Origin of the sequence: Brachyspira hampsonii (assembly GCF_001746205.1) — a bacterium.
Taxonomy (GTDB): Bacteria; Spirochaetota; Brachyspiria; order Brachyspirales; family Brachyspiraceae; genus Brachyspira; species Brachyspira hampsonii_B.
Window position 1 is genome coordinate 450,189 of the sequence record NZ_MDCO01000009.1, and the last position, 16,254, is coordinate 466,442.

Annotated in this window: 13 protein-coding genes; 5 read left to right on the forward strand and 8 right to left on the reverse strand. The window is 28.4% G+C overall.

Annotated elements, in window-relative coordinates; genetic code table 11:
• The first annotated feature begins 309 nt into the window (after positions 1–309).
• Both BFL38_RS07225 and BFL38_RS07230 read left to right on the forward strand, forming a co-directional pair.
• Positions 310–1,167, forward strand: coding sequence for a hypothetical protein (locus BFL38_RS07225; RefSeq protein WP_069726417.1), 858 nt, complete (start codon positions 310–312; stop codon positions 1,165–1,167).
• Positions 1,168–1,280: 113 nt separating this feature from the next.
• Positions 1,281–2,519 carry a M14 family metallopeptidase gene (locus BFL38_RS07230; protein WP_069726418.1) on the forward strand — a complete coding sequence of 413 codons (1,239 nt, stop codon included), beginning with the start codon at positions 1,281–1,283 and terminating at the stop codon, positions 2,517–2,519.
• A 166-nt stretch (positions 2,520–2,685) separates the two neighbouring features.
• On the opposite strand, the gene BFL38_RS07235 is transcribed toward BFL38_RS07230, so the two are convergent.
• The 8 genes from BFL38_RS07235 to BFL38_RS07270 form a co-directional block, all read right to left on the reverse strand.
• Complete coding sequence (locus BFL38_RS07235; protein WP_069726419.1) at positions 2,686–3,654, reverse strand: beta-ketoacyl-ACP synthase III; 969 nt, start codon at positions 3,652–3,654, stop codon at positions 2,686–2,688.
• Between the two features lie 334 nt (positions 3,655–3,988).
• Positions 3,989–5,479: a DUF4026 domain-containing protein gene (locus BFL38_RS07240; RefSeq protein WP_069726420.1), complete on the reverse strand. Its 1,491-nt coding sequence runs from the start codon at positions 5,477–5,479 to the stop codon at positions 3,989–3,991.
• Positions 5,480–5,568: 89 nt separating this feature from the next.
• Positions 5,569–6,276, reverse strand: a complete 708-nt coding sequence (locus tag BFL38_RS07245) for a M48 family metallopeptidase (protein WP_069726421.1) — start codon at positions 6,274–6,276, stop codon at positions 5,569–5,571.
• Positions 6,260–9,400, reverse strand: coding sequence for a type I restriction endonuclease subunit R (locus BFL38_RS07250; RefSeq protein WP_069726422.1), 3,141 nt, complete (start codon positions 9,398–9,400; stop codon positions 6,260–6,262). Before BFL38_RS07250 ends, BFL38_RS07245 begins: the two co-directional genes overlap by 17 nt.
• Positions 9,401–9,521: 121 nt before the next feature.
• A complete protein-coding gene (locus BFL38_RS07255) occupies positions 9,522–10,709 on the reverse strand; it encodes a restriction endonuclease subunit S (protein ID WP_069726423.1) in 1,188 nt (395 codons plus the stop codon).
• A 241-nt stretch (positions 10,710–10,950) separates the two neighbouring features.
• Entirely contained in the window at positions 10,951–12,024 is a 1,074-nt protein-coding gene (locus tag BFL38_RS07260; RefSeq protein ID WP_069726424.1) for a restriction endonuclease subunit S, read from the reverse strand.
• Positions 12,025–12,204: 180 nt separating this feature from the next.
• Positions 12,205–12,633: an Hsp20/alpha crystallin family protein gene (locus BFL38_RS07265; RefSeq protein WP_069726425.1), complete on the reverse strand. Its 429-nt coding sequence runs from the start codon at positions 12,631–12,633 to the stop codon at positions 12,205–12,207.
• A gap of 107 nt (positions 12,634–12,740) precedes the next feature.
• The gene (locus BFL38_RS07270) at positions 12,741–13,190 is read right to left on the reverse strand and encodes an Hsp20/alpha crystallin family protein (RefSeq protein ID WP_008722136.1); all 450 of its coding nucleotides are present in this window, start codon (positions 13,188–13,190) and stop codon (positions 12,741–12,743) included.
• A 366-nt stretch (positions 13,191–13,556) separates the two neighbouring features.
• Here BFL38_RS07270 and BFL38_RS07275 point away from each other — a divergent pair, with 366 nt between their 5' ends.
• The 3 genes from BFL38_RS07275 to bioD are packed head-to-tail and all read left to right on the forward strand — an operon-like array spanning position 13,557 to position 16,248.
• Positions 13,557–14,540, forward strand: coding sequence for a biotin--[acetyl-CoA-carboxylase] ligase (locus tag BFL38_RS07275; RefSeq protein ID WP_069726426.1), 984 nt, complete (start codon positions 13,557–13,559; stop codon positions 14,538–14,540).
• A 15-nt stretch (positions 14,541–14,555) separates the two neighbouring features.
• On the forward strand, positions 14,556–15,557 hold the full coding sequence (gene bioB, locus BFL38_RS07280) for a biotin synthase BioB (protein ID WP_069726427.1): 1,002 nt from the start codon (positions 14,556–14,558) through the stop codon (positions 15,555–15,557).
• 25 nt (positions 15,558–15,582) lie between these two features.
• Entirely contained in the window at positions 15,583–16,248 is a 666-nt protein-coding gene (gene bioD, locus BFL38_RS07285) for a dethiobiotin synthase (RefSeq protein WP_069726428.1), read from the forward strand.
• The last annotated feature ends 6 nt before the right edge of the window (positions 16,249–16,254 follow it).

A 16,254-nucleotide genomic window follows, 5' to 3' on the forward strand; every position in this document is an offset into this window, starting at 1 on the left:
AAAGAACTATAGCATACTGTTTTTTAGTATGCTCCAACAATAATGATTAAATATTGCCGGAGCTTTATTCAATAACAAGTTTCATATTTTTATAATATATTTATTTTTATTAATTGTCAATTATATGTATTCATTATATATATATTAAGTGAGTTTTATATCATAATATATAATTTTTTCATACATTTTCTAAAAAAGTTATAAATAAATTGATAATTTTTATTATATTTATTATTGAATTACTATTTAGTAATTATTCTTATGTAAAAACATGTTACATAATAGTAAATTTTTTATAAAGGATATAACATGATAAAAAAAACAATCTATTTAACTTTTACAATTATATTATTTTTGCTAATTATAAGCTGCGGTAAAAATACCAATAATTCAACATCACCTATTACTAAAGAAAGCAGCGAGTATACAGTTAAGGGTGTAGACTCTAAATATGATGCCGCTTGGAAATTTTTTAATGCCGATGAAACAGGAAATAATGCAGTTGATGTTGTTATAGAAAATGGAGGAATAAGCGGTTTAATTGTATCAAATAAAACAACAAAAGTAAATTTTACTAAAGATAATATTTATAGTATTGCAGATGAAAACAAAAATAAATATTATGATAGATATTTCGGATATATAGTAAGTTCTTCAGATTGGGTTGGAGAGATTCAATTTCCTACAGATGAATATGAAACTGTAGGATATGTATATATAAGAAATAAAAGAAGTTCAGATATAATAGCCGGAATTATTGATAAGGCTCCGGGTGATAAAGAGGGAATAGCTCAAGGATATTGGGGAAAAAGAAGCAGAACAGATAATGGTTTAAAAAGAACTGTAGATGTACAAGGAGATTTTGTAACATATTATGAAAATGATATTCAAAAACTTAAAATACCTTCAAAATTCTTTGATTTATCCAAAGGATCAGGATTTTACGGATATACTATAATACTTGGACTTTTATATTCAGGCATATCTATAAATACATATAATTCTCAGGATGTGAGCATATTGCCTAGCATATATTTTGAATATATTGACTATAATTACATACTTGATATAACATTAAGAGATGACGGAGTTCCTATTTCAGCAAAATATAATAAAACAGTAACCGTAATATCTCCTGGCGATATCCTATATTCAAAAGCAGATTAATTCTATTCTCGTTACCATAAATTTATATAAGATGCTTTAAATAAAATTTTATTTAAAGCATTTTTATTTTTTTGCGACAATTAAAACGATATTTTTATTTAATGGTTTTAATGATGAGCAAATATATAATAATACTAACAATAATACTTAGTTCTGTATTATCGGCTAATAATTTTAAAATTATATCCAGACAAGGCGAAGCATCTGTAATAGTTAATGAAGAGCATGCTGATATGGATATAAAAAAAAGTTTTCCCACTGATTATTTCTCTATATCTACAAAAGAGGAATCTTATTTAGTAATCGATAACGGAGAGAAATCAATCATACTTATGCCTAGTTCAAAGCTCACTTATGAGGATAATAAATTCACTTTGGATTCAGGATATATTTATGTAAAAAGCAAACATAATGATGATATTCAAATGACTTTAACAAAAGACAGCAAAGGATATAATTTCAAAGGAAAATCTTTTGCTGTAGTATCTTATGATGATGAAGTATCCGTTATAACATATAATAATGCTGTAAAAATTACTCCTGAGACTTCTTTAGGAGTAAGCTATTTTTTAGAACCTAATCATAAAACATCTATAATACCAATGCTTAACGGACCTTACAGAACTACAGAAAATGAAAAAGCCCTAATTGAAAATGTATCAAGACAATTAGAAAGCGAAGTAGCAAGCCATTTAAATGAAGATATAGACAGATACAATTTTAAGATAATGGAAGGTACTAAGAACGAAAATACTATATACAGAGTGGTTCACCCGGAAAAAGGACCTAATATATTTTTAATAGTGCCTCATGGAAGCGAAAGAGTTGGTACTGATGTTGCTATGGAAAGAATCAATATGCCTATAAAAAAAGGAAGTCTCACTATAGTGCCTATTGCTGTACCTGAAGCATATAGAAAAAATACCAGAGCAATAGAAGGACAGGATATTAATAATAGATTCTTTGATAAAAATATAAGCAGAACCGACACTGATAAATTAGCCAAAGAGTATATGAATATGCTTGATGAATATGATATAGATGTTGTACTTACTCTTCATGAGGGAAACGGATTCAAAGAATTTTTTGGGGATTCTATAATATATGACAGCAGAAAATTAGATGACAAAGTTGTAAAAGTATTGAATAACATAAACTCAAGGATAGAACCTATGAAGTTTAAATTTAAACAAATGTATTACCCTATGCCTACAACTATTACTTATTATGCGGCTAAAAAGAATATAGAATCTTTTGGAATAGAGCTTACAAGAAATTTGGATTATGACAAAAAAAGAATAATTATGCATACTATATTAAGTGAGTTTTTGAAAATATACGGACTTGAATAGAAAATATAATTTATTATCAAAATAAAAATTAAACAGCTAATGATTGATTTATTTCATTCATTAGCTGTTTTTGCAAGTTTTACTATTATATATAAAAAATTTAGCAGTAATAAAAAAATGAATATTATGTAAATTATTACCTGTCAATGGTTGAAATATTTATTTATTACCAAATCATTAAAGTAGACCCCCAAGTAAATCCGCCGCCGAATCCTGTAAGAAGAACTAAATCTCCGTCATTAATTTTATTATTATCTAAAGCGTCAGTTAGAGCCAATCCTATACTTGCAGAAGAACAGTTTCCAAATTTGTTTAATACAACACTTACTTTTTCCATAGGAAGACCTATTCTTTTAGCAACAGCCTGCATAATTCTCAAATTAGCCTGATGAGGTACAAAATATTTAACATCGCTTAATTGTTTTCCGGAATCTGCCAAAACTTTATCTATGCTATTAGAAAACTCAGTAACAGCTCTTTTAAAAGTTTCAGATCCTTCCATATATATCTTGAATTCAGGCGCCTCTATATCATCGGCTCTTATAGGACAAACACTTCCCCCATTAAGTACAATACTCATATCCGGCTCGCTTTGCATATGCATTCCTATTATGCCTTTACCGTCATTTCTTGCTGTTATTAATGAAGCAGTAGCAGCATCTCCGAATAAAATAGCAGTTCCTCTGTCTTTCCAATTAATATCTTTAGTAAGTTTTTCGCTTGAAACTATAAGTACATTTTTACATTGTCCGCTTTCTATTAATGCAGTAGCTGTGTTCAATGCATATATATATCCAGAGCAAGCAGCAGATATATCCGTAGCAAAGCAGTGTTTTAATCCCAATGTTTTTTGCAATTGTCCTGCCATAGAAGGGAATATATAATCTTTTGTTACAGTAGGTACCAATATTGCATCAACCTCTTGCAAATCAACACCTTTTTTTTCTAAGTTTCTAACCGCATTCAAACCCATTTCAAAAATAGTTTCATCTGCTCTTGCCATATGTCTTGTTTCTATTCCTGTACGAGTTATTATCCATTCATTGTTAGTGTCTAATATACTTTCAAAATATTTATTATCTAATATTCTTTCAGGTACATAGTAAGCTATGTTTTTTATATATGCTCTTTCCATACTTTTCTCCGTTTTAATGTAATGTACTTAAGATAGAACTCTTATTATAAAAGTTTAATGAAAAATATAAAAAAATCTATAGCTAATAATAACTATTTTTGTAATTTTAACTGCAGTATTGATATTATTTACAATATTTTAGTGTTAAATTATCAAAGATAAGCTGTTATAGTGCTTAATAAAGAAATAATATATAAAAATTGTTTGATAATTAGATTTATTAATATAGGTTTTATAAATATAGATCATTTTAATTTATTTACTAACAAAAATTGCAGGCTGATTATATATAATAATTACTAAATTTATTATATGCCCGCAATTTTTAATAATATTATTCTTCTTGAAATAATAGGTATATATTTCTTGAATTATAGTTATTTTCTTCTGTATATATTTCCCAATCGGTGAGTCTTTCTATACTATGCATTCCTCTATCGCCTTCATGCATACCTAAATCTTTATAAGGTTCATTTATTAAAGTAGCATCGAAATATCCTTCATTGGTGAAGTCATGCACATCAAACCATAAATGCTCTAAGTCATTAGGGTTTTCTTCTGTCTCCCCGTATCCTAATTTCACTAAGAAAGAAATTTTATCATCACCTTTACTCTTATTCAATAATTCCAAGAAATACTCTAATTTTTCAAAAGCAGCCTCTCTCATTAGCGAAGTTTCAAAATAACTCATCATAAACATGGGATTATCTGTAAGCTCATTTTTATAATAATCAAGCGAATGATAATTGCCTTCAGCATCTACAGCAAGCAAAATACCCGAAGGCGTATTATGCACTCCGTCATTTCTGTCTTTAGCACTTCCTGTAATATCATCAGCAATATTTAATTTCTTCAAAGCCTCCTGCCAAGGAAACCAGCATACATAAGTGTTATATGCAGGATTAAATTTAAATCCAGCTTCAGGAACTCCCCTTTCTATAAACATTTTTGCACAAGTATTAAGTAATGCACCATAAGATGCATTTGAATCTTCAACTCCTACTATTTCTAATTCTATAGAACCTACTCTGTAAAGTCCATGCGTATGAAACCAATATTCTACTTTATTAGGGTCTTTATCATCATCATAAACTGCATGTATAGTATATAGATAATCTAAAGAAGGAGGTAATGCAAAAGTTGATGTATAAGAAAGCCAATCTCCTGAATGTGCTGTATAGCATGACATGTCTAAAAATATAGAACATTCCGGAACTAAACTGTCTAATAATTTTAATTGTCTTTGATAGTCGGTAAGAGGATGATTATCAAATGTTGTGGACACATGTACTGCATATTTACATTGACATGCTTCATTATAATCATCTTCTCTTACTGTATTTACAGAAAATATTTCAGGTACATTTTCAGTAACACTTGAAGCATCTACTAATGCCGCATAAAAACTAAGCTCATCATTATTTTCTTCTTCGTCATGATTGTGTCCGCATCCGCAGGAATGCTCTTCATCGTCATGATTATGTCCGCATCCGCAGGAGTGTTCTTCTTCATCATGATTATGCCCGCATCCGCAGGAACCATCACCGCATCCGTCTTCGTCCATTTCTTCCATTTCATCTATAACCATAGGCAAATACTGCAGCTTAACCGATACTTCCCATTTAGATTTATCTCTTATAAAATTGGATTTTTCTATTTCATTGAATTCTAATACCATATATTCATCAGATTCTGATAATATATCTCTGAACTCTTCAACTGTCATATTATGATCATATTCTTTAGTAAATACAGCCGCCATCCATGATTCTAATCTCTGCTCTCCGCTGGAAAATACATTATATAACTTTTCATTATAATCCATTATTTTTACCTCTATTATTAATTTTGTATTATGAAATTAAAAAGCTTTTTTAGTATAGAGTAATTTATATTTTTTTCAACTTCTTTAAATTATAAATTAGTAAAAAATGTATCCAAAATCTTCTTTTCCTTTTTCCATTCCGGCATATACAAACTTACTATATTATAAAATTTTTTACTATGATTAGCCTGCAGAAGATGTGATAATTCATGAAGCACAATATATTCTATAGCAGAAATCGGATATTTCATAAGTTCCAAATTAAATGTAAGATGTTTTTTATTTATATCGCATGAACCCCATTTGCTTTTTAATTTTTTTACTGTGAATGTATTAATTTCTAAGTTCATCATAGCAGAGTATTTTTTTATAAGTGAATCAAATAGCTTTAATGCTTCTTTTTTGTACCATGTATCAAGAAGAATATGTTTTTTTCTTATATCACTATTTTTGTATTCCTCTTTATCTTTTATATTTACATACATATACATCATTCTGCCGGCAAGAATTATATTTTCTTTATTGCATTTTAATACTTTAAGCATATAGCTTTTACCAAGATAATATACTTCATTGCCGCTTGCAAGTTCCTTTTTACTTATATCAAAGCTGTTTTTCTTTTTTATAGCTTCCTTTCTCTCTTCTATCCATTCTCTTCTTTTTTCTATAAGTTCATATATGTATTTTTTAGAAGCTCTTTTTGGAGCAGTAACATATATATTTAAATCGGGCTTTACTCTTATATAAATATTTTTTATTTTTTTATATTCTATTATTATTTCACTTGTAGTTTGCATATATATTTAAACCTATCTTCACCAGCATTTTTAAAAATTCCTTCATCTCTTCATTACTTATACTTAATATTTTTTTATCCTCGCTTTCTTTACCAAGTTCATATAATTTTATATCTATATCTCCTTCTATATTATTTCTTATAGATTGTATATTCTGCCAATTAGGCATACCGCTGTTAGATTTAAATAATTTATCAACAAATAAAGAAAAGTCTATTAATGTATTATCATTATCTATATATTTTTTAGAGTTATCATATATGGATCTTGCACATTTATTATCTCTTATACGCTCATCATATTTAAGATTTTCTTTTTCATTTTCGCCTCTTATTGTTGATGCTACTTCCATTGCCTCTAAAAGTTTTTCCTGCTCATTTATTCTGTTATTCTTGTATTTTTCTATTATATCAAATATTTTCTCTGAAAGTTTTCTATACATTTCAGGGTTTTCATCCATTTTTTCTTTTATAACACTGTTTGCAGCATTTATTATGGCATCTGCTTTTGATTCATTTAAATAATCTATTTCTTTTTCAAAGTTGGCATCAAATATGCTTGGTATTTCATTTAATACTTTTACATTATTATCAGTACCTACAAACTCATCGTATAACTTCTGCATTTTAGATTCATATTCTTTAAAATCTACCGCTTCATGATGGGTAATTCTCAAACGATTTCTAATCTCAATACAAGTTTTAAATAATTTTTTATATTTTTCAATTTCTTCATATTTAAAACTATCTATAAAATGATCGCTGAACTGACATATATTTAAAAGTTTTGAATAGTTTAAAAATAATCCGTAGAATTTTTTTCTTTTCTCTTCATCGCTTAGAAGCGGAGGACATATCTCATAAGCTTTTTCTAAAGTAAGTTCAGGCAAGAACTGTACTAAATCTTCATAAGCATTTTTAAACTCTTCGATTTTTTCTTTTATATCGAATACAACATCTTCAATATCTTTAGGATCATAATTGGCTAATTTATCATAGGCATTTAAAGCATTATCCAAGTTGGCTAGAAGTCCTCTATAGTCTATTAATATTCCATTATCTTTTCCCGAATATGCTCTGTTTACTCTTGCTATAGCCTGAAGAAGTCCATGATCTTTTAATTTTTTATCTATATATAAAACCTGAGCCTTTGGAGCATCGAAACCTGTAAGAAGTTTATCTACTACTATTATTATATCTATAGTGCCTTTTTTAAAACTTTTTATTATTTCTTCTGTATATTTATTTTCATCATTTGAGTATTTGCTGTATAATTTTTTCCATTTTTCTGCTACATACTGTTTTTTTTCTGAGCCGTTATTTTTTTTGTATTCATCACTGTCTGCCCCTTCATCATTTTGCGAAGATATAACCACTGCTGTTTCAAGGCTATGATAAGCATCAAATATTTCCTTCATCTTCATAGCCTCATATTTGCTTTCTACTGCAAGCATAGCATTAAACTCTGTATTTGCTAAATTAGTTTTATAATGTTTTGCTATATCATCGGCTAATACTATTAATCGCTGTTCGCTTTCAAGTATCACATTTTCGCTTAGATTTTTCTTTTGTAAATCTTCTTTTTCTTTATCTGTTAAATCTTTTGTAATTAAATCGAATCTGTAATCTAAGCCTTTTTTATCGTATATTTTCTGATTTATCAATCTGCTTTCATAGTACAGCGGAACTATTACTTTATCTTCTAATGCATCTCTTATAGTGTATGAATCTATAAAGCCTCCGAATTTCTCTGCTGTACTTTTTTCGGATTTGTATAAAGGGGTTCCTGTAAAGCCTAAATAACATGCATTAGGAAAAACTTTTCTCATCTTCATAGCAAAATCTCCGTACTGCGTTCTATGGCTTTCATCTACTAGTATAAAAATATCTGCCGAATCCATTACCACTTTTTTATCGAATACTTTTTCAAATTTATTGATTACTGTTGTTATTACGCTTTTACCGCTTTCTATCAATTTGATTAAGTTTGCCCCTGTTGTTGCTCTTTCAACCTCTATATCTGTATTTTTGAAAGTGCTGTGAATTTGCTCGTCTAAATCTACTCTGTCGGTTACTACTACTATTTTGGAGTTTTTTATTTTTCTTGATATTATTTTTGTAAGCATAGACATTGTAAGACTTTTGCCGCTTCCCTGAGTATGCCATATTACTCCGCCTTGTCTTTTTCCTTGACTTATATTTTTTATTCTATCCATAGTTTTTTTAATGGCGAAGTATTGATTGTATCTTGTAACTTTTTTTACCGTACCGTCAAATATGATGAAATATTCTAGTATATCGAATAATCTTTCTTTTTCAAATAATGAATATAATGTTATGTCTATTTCATTTATCACTCTGTCTTTCACTATTTTTTTTAATGCTTTCATCACTTTGCTTTCTTCTTTTCTGCCTGTTTTATCTCTTTTATTATCATTATTTTCTTTATCTTTCCAAACATTATACAATTTTACCGGAGTTCCTGCTGTGCCGTATTTAACCATATCATCATTAGCACATATTAGTAATTGGCTGAATTTAAATAATTGTCTTATTTCTTTTTCTTCCTGATTTCTCACCATCTGCTCTATAGCATTTTTTGAGTTTACGCTTCCTTTTTTTAATTCTATTACTGCTATAGGTATGCCGTTTATAAATATTACTAAATCTGGTCTTCTTGTTTTTTCTTTTTCTTCTGTGCTGTTTCTAGTTACTGTAAACTCCTCAGTGATATGAAATGTATTATTTTCTATATTGTCAAAATCTATATATTTGATATTAAAACTTTCGTATCTATTTCCGATTTTTTCTTTATATGATTCGCCTTTTAAAATTCTTTCTGTAATTTCTTCATTTGTGATTAAATATCCTTTTATAAGCGGCATATCCAAATCACTTATTGCCTTTTTTATATTATCTATTGAAAATCTGTTTTTCTTATCATCATACATAAAGTAATTAATTTTTTTAAGCTGTTCTTCGAGAATATTTTTAAATAGCACATTATTGGTATCATTATCTCTTTCTTTAAGAGCTTCTTCCGGGCTTAAATATTGGTAGCCCATATTTTTAAAAAGTTCTATAACTTTATTTTGTAATATTCTTTCGCTGTATTGTTCATTCATAAAAAACTCCTTGTATTCGCCGGTACGAGCTATTACCGCAGGTACGGTATCGCTTAACTTTTAAGATAGCACAATGTAAGTGCAGCTGATTACTCTTCATTATACAATTATACTAAAAACTTTAAATCCTCACCTCACCGGTTAGAAGCCTCTGCATAAGCCCTTTCTTCTGCTGTTTGCGAAGCTCCAACTGCTTTTTAAGATTGTAAATCTCTTCGTCTATCACAGAGAGAAATTCCCCTATTTTTTTCTGTTCTTCTAGGCTTGGTACTTTTATTTTAATAGATAAAAAGTTTTCTGGACTTACTGATTTTCTTTCATAAACAGTACCTTCTTCATATCTTCTTGCATTATTGATAAAAGTTTCTGATTTAAAAATATAGCTAAAAAAGTTAACATCAAAACCTTTATTTACTTCAAAAGTTACATATATAGGAGAGAATATTCCTTCTCCATAATTATTTTTACATATAACTCCAAATTTTAGATTAGCTGGATTATAACAGATATCATTTATTTTAGTAATTTTGTATTGTTTATTTTTATCTTTTACTAAAAAATCTCTTTCATATCTTTCTGTTTTTGGTATGATACCATCTTTAGTTAAAGAAACATGTTCTAAACTTCCATTTTTGGGCTGATAAGTTTTTCTTTCTTTAAGAACTTTATGCAAATATATTTCTTTCCACTCATCTTTAAAACCCTTGAATCGCACTTCACCGCTTAACACTCTCTGCATTACGCCTTTCTTATAAAGCTCTTTCTGCTCTATTAGTTTAGTAATGTTCTCTATAACATCGTCGCATAATGACAAAACTTCCGCTATACGCTTTTGTTCATCTAGGGGCGGTAATAATATTTTTATATTCAGTATATCTGAAGTATTTAAAGCAGGATAATTGGAACCAACTAACATATTAAATATTTGTTTTTCTATATAATTTGCATATAAATTTTGGTAAACATATTTCATAGAAATTTCAGACTTTGAAGTTAATACTGCAAAACCTGTAGAACATATATATTCCTCTGGGTCAAAAGATATATAAGCAAATCCTTTTAAATTTGGTCTTACTGTTGCCATAATAACATCATCTATTTTTATTATTCTCCTTGCTCTGCTTGGTGCATTTTTAAAAGTTATATAATCATTTGGAAAATCTATAATACCATTTTTTACGGCTGATAAATCTATATATTTAAATTTAAAATTTTCATTAGTATTTTCTTTCAGACTACTAACATTTATACTGCATATATTCCCAAGTTTTACTTCTTTCCAGCCTTTTGGAAGCGGTAGTGATTTCATAAATATCCCTCTATTAAATACAATATCTAATTCTTAACAAGATTATACTATGATATATCAAAAATTCAAAATCTTTCTTATATTAATTTACAATACTTTTTAATACCTACAATATGCACCGTATTTACTAATATTACAGATAGTCAACTGTAGGATACCGAAGTAAGTACCCAGACAAAGTATGCCTGATGTGAGGATATGCGGCTGATTACCTCTTCATTATACAATTATATTCAAAACTTTAAATCCTCACATCTCCGCTTAAAAGCCTCTGCATAAGACCTTTCTTCTGCTGTTTGCGAAGCTCCAACTGCTTTTTAAGATTGTCAATCTCTTCGTCTATAACCGAAAGAAGACCCGCAATTTTTTTCTGCTCTTCTAGGATTGGTACTTTTATTTCCATATCTGTTAATGTACTTAAAACTATATAAGGTGTATTTCCCTCATTTTTTTCTTTCTTTATTCTTTCTTTTAAATATCTGTCAAGATAATATTTTATATATTTTATATCTTCTTCAAAATCCATTAAAACATAAGTTCTTTGATAAGCATTAAATTTACCTTTATAATAATGAACATATCCAACATAAGCACCATTGCCGGATATTAATAAAGCCTCTCCATCAAAAGCATACTCATTTATTCTATAATATTCTCTAGCACAAGTATAAAACCTATATTGTCCGTTTTCTTCCATAGCATTAGCATCTAATTTTCCGGTTTTTATACTTTTACTAATTTCAGATAATTTTTTTATTTTCCATTCATCTTTAAAACCATTGAAACGAACTTCGCCGCTTAACACTCTTTGCATTACACCTTTCTTATAAAGCTCTTTTTTCTCTATTAGTTTAGTAAGGTTCTCTATAACATCGTCGCATAATGATAAAACTTCTGCTATACGCTTTTGTTCGTCTATGGGTGGGATAGTTAAAAAAATAGAGTATATAGTGTCTCTATTTATACCAGGTACTGCACTATCTATTTTATATCTCTCTAATCTACATGAAATTAATTTATAGTATAAAAATTTTAAATCAATATTATTATTTGCTTCTACATAAAATGCAGTATCTATGCAAAAAAATGGAGAACTAGAATAAAAAACACTTCCGGCATTACCTTTTCTACCTATTATTATACCTTGTGAATTTATAATACTTTCATTATGAAACCCTATTATTCCACCAGAACTATAAACAGGTATATCACCATCTACCATGTTATTTTTTCCTAGTCCTTTACCATAATAGATTAAACATACATCTTTAATTTGTAATTCTTGCCAGCCTTTTGGAAGCGGTACTGATTTCATAAATATGCCTCTATTAAATATAATATGTAGTTCTTAACAATATTATACTATGATATATAAAAAATTCAAAATCTTTCTTATATCAATGCAAATAAAAAAGACACAGGATATTTTTATCTGCCCTGTGTCTCTATTATTATGGATTATATCTTATGAATTTAATTTATATATAGGTTTTAATTATTCTCCTTTTATCTCTATTTTTTTCTCATATTTAAGCTCTTCTTTCTTTGGAAGTGTTACCATAAGAACACCGTTATTCAAATTAGCCGCTATATTTTCAACATCAATTCCTTTTGTGCTGATATTAAAGCTTTGCTCATAGCTTGAAATAACTTCCTCTTTTGATTCGCCGTTTTCTGTTTTTACTGCTTTTTTCCTCTTAGCCGAAATAGAAAGTATATTCTCTTTTATTCCTATTTCTAAATCCTCTTTTTTTACTCCCGGCATATCCATCTCTATAATATAATTTTTATCATCTTCCTCTATTCTATAGTTTGATACTCTATTATGATAATCACTATAAGGACTGCAGTTTCCTAAAGAATTGCATCTGTTAGCATTTGAAAAAATTGAATGTAATGTTGGTACAAATATTCTTCTTGACATATTAAAACTCCTTAATTTATATTAACTATTCTCTTATATTTTAATTTTTAGCAATTTTTCATAAACCTCTATAATTTACAGCCTTCATTTAATTAACAATAAAATAATCAGCCTATATTTATTTTTTTCTCATATTTTACTTCCTCTTTTTTAGGAAGAACTATTTTTAAAACCCCGTCTGTCAAATTAGCTTCTATATTCTCAACATCAATTCCTTTTGTGCTGATATTAAAGCTCTGTTCATATTTAGAAACTATTACTTCATTGCCGCTGTCATTTTCCTCTTTATTTTCACTATTTTCAAGTTTTTCTTTACTTACTTTTTTGCGTTCAGCATATATAGAAAGTACATTTTCTTTTATACCTATTTCTAAATCTTCTTTTCTCACACCCGGCATATCCATCTCTATAGTATAGCTCTTATCATCTTCTTCTATATTGTAATGAGATAATTTTCTCACCTCATCATTGCTGTATAAATTGCCGAATGCCTCATCAAAACTTCTAAAATCATCTAACATAGAATGTAAAGCTGGAAAAAATAATCTTTTAGTCATAATTAAAACTCCTTTTATATAAACTTTTATATTTCTAATTTAATCAGCGATTAACTATCATTTGTTTTAACTCTCACCGAGTCATCATCGCTTACACTATTATATATGCAATAAATATGCCAATTATTTTTATATCTATGTATATTTATAATACACTATCTGCTATTAAAACTCTATATATACGATATCAATGATAAAATATGTATAATATTAATACATTCAAATTTCACAGTATGTACTCCTATTATACAATATATACTAAAATTAAAACTGCCTGTTTATACTCTATACAATTTAAATAATAATTGTAAACCTTTTTAGATTTTAAAGTTGACAATTATATTTATTATGTTATCATTCTGCATTATGAGAAAAAATTTAAAAGAAAATATAATATCAATATTAGAATCCAACAAGGGTTTATTTATATCCGGAGAAAAGCTCGCTAATAATCTCAATGTAAGCAGAGCGGCTGTTTGGAAAGTGATAAAATCTCTAAAAGATGAAGGATACGATATTCTTTCTGTATCAAATAAAGGCTATGCCCTCTCAAAAGAAACTGACATTTTATCATCAAAAATAATAAAAGATAATATGCCTAAATATAGAGATAAATTCAGCTTCGTGATATACAAAACCGTAGAATCAACAAACACTATAGCAAGAGCAATGGCAATAAACGGAGCTGAAAGCGGAACCGTAGTAATTGCAGAAGAGCAGACAAGCGGATACGGAAGAAACGGAAAATCTTTTTTCTCGCCCTATGGTACAGGCATATATATGAGCATTATACTTAATCTAAAAAAAGAAAAAAAGATTTTTAACAGTTCTTTTATAACTACTGCAGCAGCTATGGCGGTGTCAAAATCCATAGAAGAAGTTTCAAATGAAAATACACAGATAAAATGGGTTAATGATGTATTTATTAATGATAAAAAAGTATGCGGAATACTTACCGAAGGAGCTTTCAGTTTTGAAGACGGAAAACTTGATTATGCTGTTATAGGAATTGGTATAAATGTTAATTTCCCTAAAAACGGCTTTCCTGAAGAGATAAATAATATAGCTGTTTCAATTAATAATACACAAAACAGCAAAGATATAAGAAATATTTTAATAGCTAAAATATTAGAAAGAATATATGAATACTATTTTAATAATGCTTCATTCTATGATGAATATAAAAAAAGGTCTTTTTTAATAGGAAAAAAAGTTTTGCTTAATATAGATAATCAAGAGCATATAGTAAAAGTATTGGATATAGATAAAACTTTTGCTCTTATAGCAGAATTTCAGGACGGCAAAGTAGACAGAATAGTATCAGGAAGTATAAATCATAGATTATCATAAATAGGAGATTAAAAAATGAGTAATATAGATTTAATTATAAAAGAAGAAATAAATATTGAAGAATTAAGACATAAAATAATTAATGGATATAATATAACAAAGGAAGATGCTTTAAAATTAGTTGATTCTCCATTAGAAGATTTATGCAAAGCCGCTGATAATATAAGAAAACATTTCTGTTCTAATGTATTTGATATGTGCTCTATAATAAACGCCAAAAGCGGAAAATGTTCAGAAAACTGTAAATTCTGTGCTCAGTCATCTCACTATGATACAAAATGCGATGAATATGATATTCTAAATAAAGAAGAAATTCTGGAGCAGGGAAAAAGCGATTTTGATAAAGGTGTTTTAAGATACTCTATAGTAACATCAGGCAGAGCATTATACGGAAAAGAGATCGATGAAGTATATAATGCAATAGAAACTCTTAATAAAGAAACAGACGGATATGTATGTGCATCTTTGGGACTTTTAGATGAAGAAGGGTTTAAAAAGATGAAAGAAGCCGGACTTAGAAGAGTGCATAATAATTTGGAAGCCTCAAGAAATTTCTTTCCTAATGTTTGTACTACTCATAGTTATGATGATAAAATTAAAGCTATAAAGGTGGCACAAAAAGCCGGAATGGTTGTATGCAGCGGAGGCATTATGGGTATGGGAGAAACTTGGGAAGATAGAATTGACATGGCTTTAGAATTAAGAGATTTAGGCATTATGTCTATTCCTGTTAATATGCTTAATCCTATAGCAAGCACGCCTTTTGAAAATATTAAGCCTCTCACTGAAGATGATATGAAAAGAATAGTGGCAATATACAGATTTATTAACCCTAAAGCATTTATAAGACTTGCAGGCGGAAGAGGACTTTTAAAAGATAAAGGAAGAGCATGCTTCTTATCTGGGGCAAATGCTGCTATAACAGGAGATATGCTCACCACTTCCGGCATTTCAATAGAAACAGATAAAAAAATGGCTGAAGATTTGGGATATGAAATTATTTTAACAGAAGATTAAATTTTTTATTTAGGATTTTATTAATATGTCTAAAGCACTTTTTATAACTGCCACTGGTACTGATATAGGTAAAACTTATGTATCAGCATTAATCGCTAAAAAAATGAAAGATAAAGGATTAAATATAGGTTATTATAAAGCAGCATTAAGCGGAAGTGATGATATAACGGACAGCGATGCTTGGTATGTAAAACAAAAAGCAGATTTAAAAGATTCTTATGATGAAATGGTGTCATACACTTATAAGCATGCCTATTCCCCTCATTTGGCAGCACAAATTGAGGGGAATCCTCCCAATATGGAGTTTATAAAAAATGCTTATAAAAATATAGATAAAGTACATGATTATATGATAGTGGAAGGAAGCGGCGGTATAATATGCCCTATTCGATATGATAATAATAAAAAAATTTTTTTAGAAGATATTATAAAAGAACTTGACTTGCCGTCTTTAATAGTAGCTGATGCAGGACTTGGTACAATTAATTCTACTGTATTAACTATAGAATATATGAGAAGTAAAAAATTAAAAATTAATGGTGTGATATTAAATAGGTTTGAAATAACAAATGAAATGCATGATGATAATAAAAAAATGATAGAGGATATTACGGGAGTAAAAATTATAGGCTTTGTTATAGACGGAATCTTAAAATTAGATGATATAAATATAGAAAATATTTTTGAATAATATTTT

Bases quoted from the DNA above. Each gene is read 5' to 3' on its own strand.
- BFL38_RS07255 (WP_069726423.1), bottom strand. From the start codon at position 10,709: ATGAAATCACTACCGCTTCCAAAAGGCTGGAAAGAAGTAAAACTTGGG.
- bioB (WP_069726427.1), top strand. From the start codon at position 14,556: ATGAGTAATATAGATTTAATTATAAAAGAAGAAATAAATATTGAAGAA.
- BFL38_RS07270 (WP_008722136.1), bottom strand. From the start codon at position 13,190: ATGACTAAAAGATTATTTTTTCCAGCTTTACATTCTATGTTAGATGAT.
- BFL38_RS07275 (WP_069726426.1), top strand. From the start codon at position 13,557: ATGAGAAAAAATTTAAAAGAAAATATAATATCAATATTAGAATCCAAC.
- BFL38_RS07260 (WP_069726424.1), bottom strand. From the start codon at position 12,024: ATGAAATCAGTACCGCTTCCAAAAGGCTGGCAAGAATTACAAATTAAA.
- BFL38_RS07230 (WP_069726418.1), top strand. From the start codon at position 1,281: ATGAGCAAATATATAATAATACTAACAATAATACTTAGTTCTGTATTA.
- BFL38_RS07245 (WP_069726421.1), bottom strand. From the start codon at position 6,276: ATGCAAACTACAAGTGAAATAATAATAGAATATAAAAAAATAAAAAAT.
- BFL38_RS07235 (WP_069726419.1), bottom strand. From the start codon at position 3,654: ATGGAAAGAGCATATATAAAAAACATAGCTTACTATGTACCTGAAAGA.
- bioD (WP_069726428.1), top strand. From the start codon at position 15,583: ATGTCTAAAGCACTTTTTATAACTGCCACTGGTACTGATATAGGTAAA.
- BFL38_RS07250 (WP_069726422.1), bottom strand. From the start codon at position 9,400: ATGAATGAACAATACAGCGAAAGAATATTACAAAATAAAGTTATAGAA.
- BFL38_RS07240 (WP_069726420.1), bottom strand. From the start codon at position 5,479: ATGGATTATAATGAAAAGTTATATAATGTATTTTCCAGCGGAGAGCAG.
- BFL38_RS07225 (WP_069726417.1), top strand. From the start codon at position 310: ATGATAAAAAAAACAATCTATTTAACTTTTACAATTATATTATTTTTG.
- BFL38_RS07265 (WP_069726425.1), bottom strand. From the start codon at position 12,633: ATGTCAAGAAGAATATTTGTACCAACATTACATTCAATTTTTTCAAAT.